Genomic DNA, 7398 nt, shown 5'->3' with positions numbered 1-7398 from the left:
GAAGTTAAGCTCTTCAGCGCCGATGGTACTGCACCGGGGACGGTGTGGGAGAGTAGGTCGCCGCCGGACAATCTTTTATGAGGGCCCTCACCTTTCGGTGGGGGCCTTCGTGCTTTCCGGGGCCCGTCCACCGGAGGTTTTCAGGTCCGTTCAGTGGCTCCGAGCACCTCGATCATCGCCAGCGTGTTCTGGTACTCACGCCAATGAATGATCTTCCCGTCCCGTACCCGGAGAATCCCGATGAAGGCGGAGGCGGCTTGGTGGCCGGTGGCGATGACGGTGCCGGCGAGCTCGTACTCGACGACGATGGCCTCGGGGTCGGTGGTTTCGTGGATGACCACATCGCGGATCTCGTCGAGGCGGAACTTCCGGGCGAAGGCGGCCTGCTCGGGGCCGGCGAAGTGGAGGAACGCCTCCCGTCCCTCGTACCGCCGGGTTCTGCCGGAAGGGGCGAAGGGCACCTCGATGACGACGTCCTCGGCCAGCTCACCCCCGATGCCGCCGAGGTTCTCAAGCCAGTGCCGCCGCATGCGCTCGAAGATCTCGCGGGGACCGGGAACGACTGCGGTTTCGGGCATGATGGGTTCCTTGCTGATGGAAGTTAAGATGAGCAGAAACTCATCTTAATGATTATGAGTGGAGACTCACTTTGTCAATGCCGTGTCTCGTGTCCCTGGTCGGGGAAGGCCGGCTGGGATGACGTCCTCGAAGCCCTCGCCGGGCGGTGCCAGGCCGATGCGCGCGGACGCCCGGCGTAACCGGGAGCGGATTCTCGCCGCGGCGGAGGCGGTCTTCGCGGAGAAGGGGCCGTCGGCGTCGACCGAGGAGGTCGCCGCCCGTGCGGGAGTGGCCATCGGTACGGTCTTCAAGCACTTTCCGACCAAGCAGGAGCTCCTGCAGGCCATCATGAAGGACCTCCTGGGCAGGTTGGATCGGGATATGGCCGCTCTCGCGGCCGACGACGCACCCGGCGAGGCGCTGTTCACCTTCGTCACCCGCATGGTCGAGCAGGCGGCGCAGAAGAGGACGGTCGTGGGGCTTCTCGCCGAGACGGGGATCGATCTCCAGGTGGCGAGCTCGGTTCAGATGCTGCGCGAGGGGATCGCGACGCTCCTGGTCCGCTCCCAGGAAGCCGGCACGGTCCGTGAGGGGGTCCGGCTCGACGAGGTGATCGCGCTGCTCACCGGCATCTGCCAGGGAGCACTCCACGCGGGCTGGGATCGCGACCTCCAGCGTCGTACGCTCGCCATCGTCTTCGACGGCCTCAGGGCGTCCGCGGACCGTCGATGACCCGTGCCGGCAACCGGCCGCGGGTCAGGCGTCGGCTGCGGCACGGAGCAGGGGCTCGATCCGGTAGGGGACCTGGACGGAGAGGGCGATCGTGGTGTCGGTCCGCTGGACGGCGGGGGAGGCCAGAATGCGGGCGATGATCTCCTGGAGGTCGGAGGTGCTGCGGGCCACCACGCGGCAGAGCAGGTCGGCCTGGCCGCTGGTGCCGTAGACCTCCAGGACCTCGGGAAGGGGCTCCAGCGCCCGTACAGCCTCGTCCAGGCGGCCCTGGGCGATCTGTAGCGAGACGAACGCCAGGATCGGGTACCCGGCCCCCTCGGGGGTGACCGTGGGGCCGAAGTCGGCGATGACGCCGCGGGCGGTCAGTTTCTCGACGCGGGCCTGAACGGTGCCCCGGGCCACGCCGAGCAGGCGAGCCAGCTCGGTCAGGCCGATGCGCGGATTGGCGCGCATGGTGACCAGGAGGCGGCCGTCCAACTCGTCGATAGACATCCCAACAGGATGGCAGCAGACTGGGCGATTCGACCAGCGTAAGCGCGGTATGACCGTACAGTTCTGTGCGGATCGCCCAGTAAAACTGGCCGCTCTTGTCAACGTTTCCAGAAATTGCTGTCATTTCATACATGTTCGAAGAAGCGCAGTACTTCGCGCCGGTGGCGACCCATGACGACGGCACGATCGAGGTCCAACTCGGTGCCGGTCATCCAGGTTTCGCCGATCCGGTCTACCGTGCGCGCCGCAACGCGATCGCGGCCCTCGCTGTGGGGTACGTGCCGGGTACGCCGATCCCGACGGCCGAGTACACCGCCCAGGAGCACGAGGTGTGGGCGCTGGTCAGCCGAGAACTCAGCCTGAAGCACCGCAAATATGCCACCGTCGAGTATCTGGCCGCGACCGAGCGGCTCGGACTGCCCGCCGAGCGCATCCCGCAGCTACAGGAGGTCGGCGATCTGCTGGAGCCGCTGACCGGGTTCCGCTATATCCCGGCCGCGGGGCTGGTGCCGCTCAGAGATTTCTACGGCGTTCTGGCCGATGGCCTCTTCCACTCCACGCAGTACATCCGGCACCACTCCACGCCGCTGTACACGCCGGAGCCCGACGTGATCCACGAGGTGATCGGGCACGCCAACGCACTGGCCTCCGACCGCTACTCGCGGCTCTACCGGCTGGCCGGGGAGGCGGCGCGGAGGGTCGAGAGCTCCGAGGCGCTGGAGTTCGTCTCGAAGGTCTTCTGGTTCACGATGGAGTTCGGCGTCATGATGGACCAGGGTGAGCTGCGGGCGTACGGGGCGGGCATTCTGTCCTCCTACGGGGAGATCGAAGAGTTCCGGGGCATGGACATCCGGCCGCTGGACGTCGCCGTCATGGGCACCACGCACTACGACATCACGAAATATCAGGATGTTCTCTTCCGAGCCGAGTCGCTGAAGCACCTCGAAGACGTCGTCGGTGAGTTCTGGGCGACCTGTGACGACGAGAGCATCGCCCGGCTAACCGCCAGGGCTTCCCAAGGGTAGATGCAGGTTCAGTGCGACATTCCAAGCGGTAAGTCCTTTTTCTGGCTAGATTTCGCTTCATCATCTTCTTAGTGCCTGTTGTGGGATATATCCCGATCGTCACGTAATGGGGGAGACGGTTGGGGTGGATGATGAGAGCCAGGCACCGGGTGGTCGCGGCAGCTGTTCTGCTGGTCACCGCGCAGGTCACCGCCTGTAGCACGTGCCAGGGCCTGACGCCGGTGAGCATCTCCACCCCGACGGCGTCTCCCCCGACAGCACCCTCCTGGCGGCAGGCGGCACCGGCGTCGGTGCCCCCTCCTCAGGCGCCGTTCCTGGCAGCGGTTCCCGCGCCCACCTTCCCCGGCGCCATGGCGCTCGGGGTCCCGGGGCGGACGGGACTCGCCGGCTCGCCGAGGATTCTCTCCGGGAAGCTCACGCACACCCTCGACGGCTTTCTCGTCAGGTACGGCGGTGGCCGGACCGCGGTCTCGGTGCGCGACCTGACCACGGGCCGGCGCTACCGCTACCACCGTGCCCTCCAGCTGCCGATGGCCAGCATCTCCAAGGTGAGCATCCTGACGGCACTGCTGCTCGACACACGGTGGCGCGAGCTCGGCGACCAGGCCAGGTCCGACGCGAGGCACATGATCCGTTTCGGCGACGACGGAGCGGCCGACCGGCTGTACGAGCGGATCGGCCTGGAGCCCGGGCTGGCCAGTGCGAACCGCAGGCTCGGCCTCAAGCGCACCTACACCCCCGGCGGGCGGTGCGTGGCCCAGAACTGCTGGGGCACCATGCAGAGCACGGCCGAGGACCAGGTACGGCTGGTCAGGGCGCTGGCCACGGGTAGGAGCCCGCTGGCTCCCGCGGAACGCCGGCGGGTGCTCGGGCTGATGGAGCGGGTGACCCCCGGCCAGAAGTGGGGAATCAGCGCGGGGGCCTGCGAGAACGACCAGGTGTCGCTGAAGAACGGCTGGCTGCGGCACGAGTCGAACGGGCGCTGGGTGGTCGTCAGCGCCGGACTGATCCGCGGGCACGGGCACGACTACGCGGTGGCCGTCCTCACCGAGGACAGCCCGAGCATGAGTGCCGGCATCGCCAAGGTCGAGGGCGTGGCCGCGCGCGTCATGAAAGCCTTCAGGGGCGAACACGGCTGCGAGCCGGACGCGAACTGAGCGGCGGGTACCCGTTACGGGGTCCTGTCGACCAGCCGGTAGCCCACCCCGCGCACGGTCTGGATCAGCCGGTCGTCGGTGTCGCCCAGACGCGCGCGGAGACGCTTGACATGTACCGCGATGGTGTTGGTCGAGGCGGTGTCCGTGGAGTTCCAGACATGCCTCATGATCTGCTCCCGCGTCACGGTGCGGTGCGCGTTACGCATCAGGTAGTGCAGCAGCTCGAACTCGCGCAGCGGCAGGTGGATGATCCGGCCGTCGACCGTGACCTGGTAGGCGTTGACGTCGAGTTCCACCTTGCCGACCACGAGCACCCTGCGGGCCCCGGGCTCGCCGGTGAACGCGGCGTGGACCAGGGGTAGTAGCTCGGGCACCCGGTAGGGGCGGGCCACGCACGCGGTGGCCCCGGCGGCCAGCGCCTGGACGGCCTGCTGGGCGTGTCCCTCGCCCACGCCCAGCAAGACGGGGATCGCCCGCGTCAGCCGTACCGCGCGGACGAACTCCACAGCCCCCAGGACCGGCAGCGAGGCGCTGACGAGAACGACGTCGGGCTGCAGCGCCCCGGCCTGCAGGAGAGCCTGGGCACCGTCGGTGACGCCCGTGACCCGCACCCCTTCGCGTTCCAGGGCCGCGGACAGGTCATGGACCATGGCCGCTTCCGGATCGGCCACCAGCAGTATGGGTGCCGTCCGTCTGTCCCCTTCCACTTCTGGTGCCGTCTGCGGCTGGAGCACCCGGATCCTCCAATGTGGGTCAGCCGAAGCGACCGGTGATGTAATCCTCGGTCCGCTTGTCGCTGGGGTTGGTGAAGATGCGGCTGGTCTCGTCGAACTCCACCAGGCGGCCGTGCCGCACGCCGGCTTCGTCGACCTCGGCGGTGAAGAAAGCGGTACGGTCGGAGACACGGGCGGCCTGCTGCATGTTGTGGGTGACGATGACGATCGTGTAGTCGCGCGTCAGCTCCTGCATCAGGTCTTCGATCTTGGTGGTCGCGATCGGGTCCAGGGCCGAGCAGGGCTCGTCCATCAGGATGACGTCGGGCTTCACCGCGATAGCCCTGGCGATGCACAGGCGCTGCTGCTGTCCTCCGGACAGGGAGAGCGCGTTCTGTTTGATCTTGTCCTTGACCTCGTCCCAAAGCGCCGCCTTGGTCAGCGCCTCCTCGACGATCTCGTCCATGTTGCCCTTGATCCCGTTGACCCGGGGACCGTAGGCGATGTTGTCGTAGATCGACTTGGGGAAGGGGTTCGGCTTCTGGAAGACCATACCGATCCGGCGGCGGACCTCGATCGGGTCCACGTGGTCGCCGTACAGGTTCTCGTCGTGGTACAGGATCTCGCCGACCGCGCGGGCGCCGGGGATCAGGTCGTTCATCCGGTTGAAGCAGCGGAGCACCGTGCTCTTGCCGCAGCCGGACGGGCCGATCATGGCCGTGATCTCACGGTTGCCGATGGTCAGGTCGACCCCGCGTACCGCCTCGTAGTCACCGTAGAAAACGCTGAGGTTGGAGACGGTGAAGACCGGGTCGAGGGCCTCGATGGTGCGGGGGACTTCGGGGCCGCGCACGTTCACATTCGGCACGGAAATTCCAATCTCGGACATTTCTTACCTCACCAGCGCTTCTGGTAGCGGTTACGGAGCCAGATGGCGACCGAGTTCATCAGGAGCAGGATCGCCAGCAGGATCACGATCGCCGCGGAGGCGAGGATGCTGAACTCCTCCTGGGGCCGGCTGATGAAGCTGTAGATCTGCAGCGGCAGGACGGTGAAACTACTCCAGACACCCTCGGGGTTGAACCGGACCAGCGTCGCGGCGCCGAGCATCAGGAACGGGGCGGCCTCGCCGATCGCACGGGAGAGGGCCAGGATCGAGCCCGTCGCGATGCCCGGGATCGACGCCGGGAGCACCTGGCGGTAGATGGTCTGCCACTGGGTCGCGCCCAGTGCCAGCGAGCCCTCGCGAATGGACGGGGGCACCGCGCGGATGGCCTCACGCGCGGAGATGATGACGATGGGCAGTACGAGCAGTGAGATGGTGACCGCGCCGGTCATGACCGTGAAGCCGAACTGCAGCCAGCGGGCGATGATGCCCAGGCCGAGGATGCCGTAGACGATCGAGGGAACGGCCGCCAGGTTGGAGATGTTCAGCTCGATCAGCTTGTTGTACCACTTGGTCTTGTCGGCGTACTCCTCAAGGTAGATCGCCGCGAGGATCCCGGTGGGCAGGGCCATGACCGCAGTCAGCGCGATGATCCACAAAGTGCCCAGGATGCCCGACTGGATGCCCGAGGTCTCCGGGCGGCGGATCGAGGGCTGGTTCTCCCAGAGCATCGGGTTGAGCCTCGGCCAGCCCTTCTCGACGACGTAGATCAGCAGCATGGCCAGGAACGCCAGAGCGATCGCGAGGCTGGCCAGCAGCGCGATGCGGAAGAGGTGCTCCCTGAGCGGACGTCCCTTGCTCGCCAGCTGCACGGCCGAACGCGGGGTGGAGAGGATGGCCATCAGTCGTAGACCTCGCGATACTTCTGGACCATGCGGGCGCTGAGGTAGTTCATCGCGAAGGTGATCACGAAGAGCAGGGAACCCACCGCGAAAATGGTCTTGTAGGCGATCGAGCCGACCGAGGCGTCGCCGGAGCCGGCCTGGGCGATGAAGGCCGCCATCGTGGACATCTCATTGCCCGGGTAGAGCGTGAAGACGGACTTGAAACCACCCGCGATCGCGACGATCATCGTTTCGCCCGCGGCCCGGGAGATCGCCAGGATGATGGCGGCGACGATACCGGAGAACGCGGCGGGGACGACGACGCGCACCGAGGTGAGCATCTTGGAGGCGCCGAGGGCGTACGAGCCCTCGCGCAGGCCGTTCGGCACCGCGGCCATCGAGTCCTCGGACAGCGACGCGACGATCGGGATGATCATCACGCCGACCAGGAGGCCGGCGGCGAGCGCGTTCTTGGCCTCCAGGTCCAGGAAGGGGAAGAGGTCCCTGAGCAGCGGCGTGACGAAGGTGAGGGCGAAGAAGCCGAAGACCACCGTCGGAACACCCGCGAGGACCTCGAGCACCGGCTTGAAGATCTTGCGAGTCCTGCGGGAGGCGTACTCCGACAGGTAGATCGCCGCGGCCAGGCCGAGCGGCACGGCGACCACGACGGCGATGAAGGTGATCTCCACGGTCGCCACGATGAGCGGCCAGACACCGAACGCCGGCGGGTTGAACAGCGGTCCCCAGTCGGTGGACCCGAAGAACTCGCCGATGCTCACCGTGGCGAAGAACTCGATGGTCGGTTCGAGGAGTGCGATGACGATGCCGATCGTGGTCGCCACCGAGACCAGCGCCGCGATCAGGAGAACAACCTTGACCACGGACTCGCCGTAACGCGGGCGCGACCGCGCCAGGGACCCCGAGGTCCCTGGAACGGTCGTGCGGTGCTGT

9 protein-coding genes and 1 rRNA gene are annotated in these 7398 nt (G+C 67.1%); 4 read left to right on the top strand and 6 right to left on the bottom strand.

Annotated elements, in window-relative coordinates:
• Positions 1-69: ribosomal RNA gene (gene rrf / locus ACWD3H_RS36505) — 5S ribosomal RNA — on the top strand; the annotation flags it as partial.
• A gap of 71 nt (positions 70-140) precedes the next feature.
• On the opposite strand, the gene ACWD3H_RS36500 is transcribed toward rrf, so the two are convergent.
• A complete protein-coding gene (locus tag ACWD3H_RS36500; protein WP_451958249.1) occupies positions 141-578 on the bottom strand; it encodes a nuclear transport factor 2 family protein in 438 nt (145 codons plus the stop codon).
• Positions 579-696: 118 nt separating this feature from the next.
• Between ACWD3H_RS36500 and ACWD3H_RS36495 the strand changes: the two genes are divergently transcribed.
• Complete coding sequence (locus tag ACWD3H_RS36495; RefSeq protein ID WP_355568169.1) at positions 697-1290, top strand: TetR/AcrR family transcriptional regulator; 594 nt, start codon at positions 697-699, stop codon at positions 1288-1290.
• Between the two features lie 24 nt (positions 1291-1314).
• Here the strand turns inward: ACWD3H_RS36495 and ACWD3H_RS36490 are convergent, their stop codons facing one another.
• Positions 1315-1782, bottom strand: coding sequence for an Lrp/AsnC family transcriptional regulator (locus tag ACWD3H_RS36490; protein ID WP_451958248.1), 468 nt, complete (start codon positions 1780-1782; stop codon positions 1315-1317).
• 131 nt (positions 1783-1913) lie between these two features.
• Between ACWD3H_RS36490 and ACWD3H_RS36485 the strand changes: the two genes are divergently transcribed.
• Together ACWD3H_RS36485 and ACWD3H_RS36480 are read left to right on the top strand one after the other, a co-directional pair.
• A complete protein-coding gene (locus tag ACWD3H_RS36485; RefSeq protein WP_451958247.1) occupies positions 1914-2807 on the top strand; it encodes a phenylalanine 4-monooxygenase in 894 nt (297 codons plus the stop codon).
• Between the two features lie 128 nt (positions 2808-2935).
• On the top strand, positions 2936-3964 hold the full coding sequence (locus ACWD3H_RS36480; protein ID WP_451958246.1) for a serine hydrolase: 1029 nt from the start codon (positions 2936-2938) through the stop codon (positions 3962-3964).
• A 14-nt stretch (positions 3965-3978) separates the two neighbouring features.
• Here the strand turns inward: ACWD3H_RS36480 and ACWD3H_RS36475 are convergent, their stop codons facing one another.
• The 4 genes from ACWD3H_RS36475 to pstC form a co-directional block, all read right to left on the bottom strand.
• A complete protein-coding gene (locus ACWD3H_RS36475) occupies positions 3979-4635 on the bottom strand; it encodes a response regulator transcription factor (RefSeq protein ID WP_451958245.1) in 657 nt (218 codons plus the stop codon).
• 82 nt (positions 4636-4717) lie between these two features.
• Positions 4718-5545 carry a phosphate ABC transporter ATP-binding protein PstB gene (gene pstB, locus ACWD3H_RS36470; protein ID WP_386324170.1) on the bottom strand — a complete coding sequence of 276 codons (828 nt, stop codon included), beginning with the start codon at positions 5543-5545 and terminating at the stop codon, positions 4718-4720.
• A 29-nt stretch (positions 5546-5574) separates the two neighbouring features.
• Positions 5575-6465, bottom strand: a complete 891-nt coding sequence (gene pstA / locus ACWD3H_RS36465) for a phosphate ABC transporter permease PstA (protein ID WP_350914243.1) — start codon at positions 6463-6465, stop codon at positions 5575-5577.
• Entirely contained in the window at positions 6465-7328 is an 864-nt protein-coding gene (gene pstC / locus ACWD3H_RS36460; RefSeq protein ID WP_451958244.1) for a phosphate ABC transporter permease subunit PstC, read from the bottom strand. The genes pstA and pstC overlap by 1 nt, the downstream gene beginning before the upstream one ends.
• Positions 7329-7398 lie beyond the last annotated feature (70 nt).

It is taken from the genome of Streptosporangium sp. NPDC002607 (assembly GCF_053592655.1).
Note: the sequence above shows the minus strand (reverse complement) of the source record. Positions and strands in the feature narration are given on the sequence as shown.

Coding starts and splice junctions, on each gene's coding strand:
- ACWD3H_RS36500 (WP_451958249.1), bottom strand. CDS start 578: ATGCCCGAAACCGCAGTCGTTCCCGGTCCCCGCGAGATCTTCGAGCGC.
- ACWD3H_RS36495 (WP_355568169.1), top strand. CDS start 697: ATGACGTCCTCGAAGCCCTCGCCGGGCGGTGCCAGGCCGATGCGCGCG.
- ACWD3H_RS36490 (WP_451958248.1), bottom strand. CDS start 1,782: ATGTCTATCGACGAGTTGGACGGCCGCCTCCTGGTCACCATGCGCGCC.
- ACWD3H_RS36485 (WP_451958247.1), top strand. CDS start 1,914: ATGTTCGAAGAAGCGCAGTACTTCGCGCCGGTGGCGACCCATGACGAC.
- ACWD3H_RS36480 (WP_451958246.1), top strand. CDS start 2,936: ATGATGAGAGCCAGGCACCGGGTGGTCGCGGCAGCTGTTCTGCTGGTC.
- pstA (WP_350914243.1), bottom strand. CDS start 6,465: ATGGCCATCCTCTCCACCCCGCGTTCGGCCGTGCAGCTGGCGAGCAAG.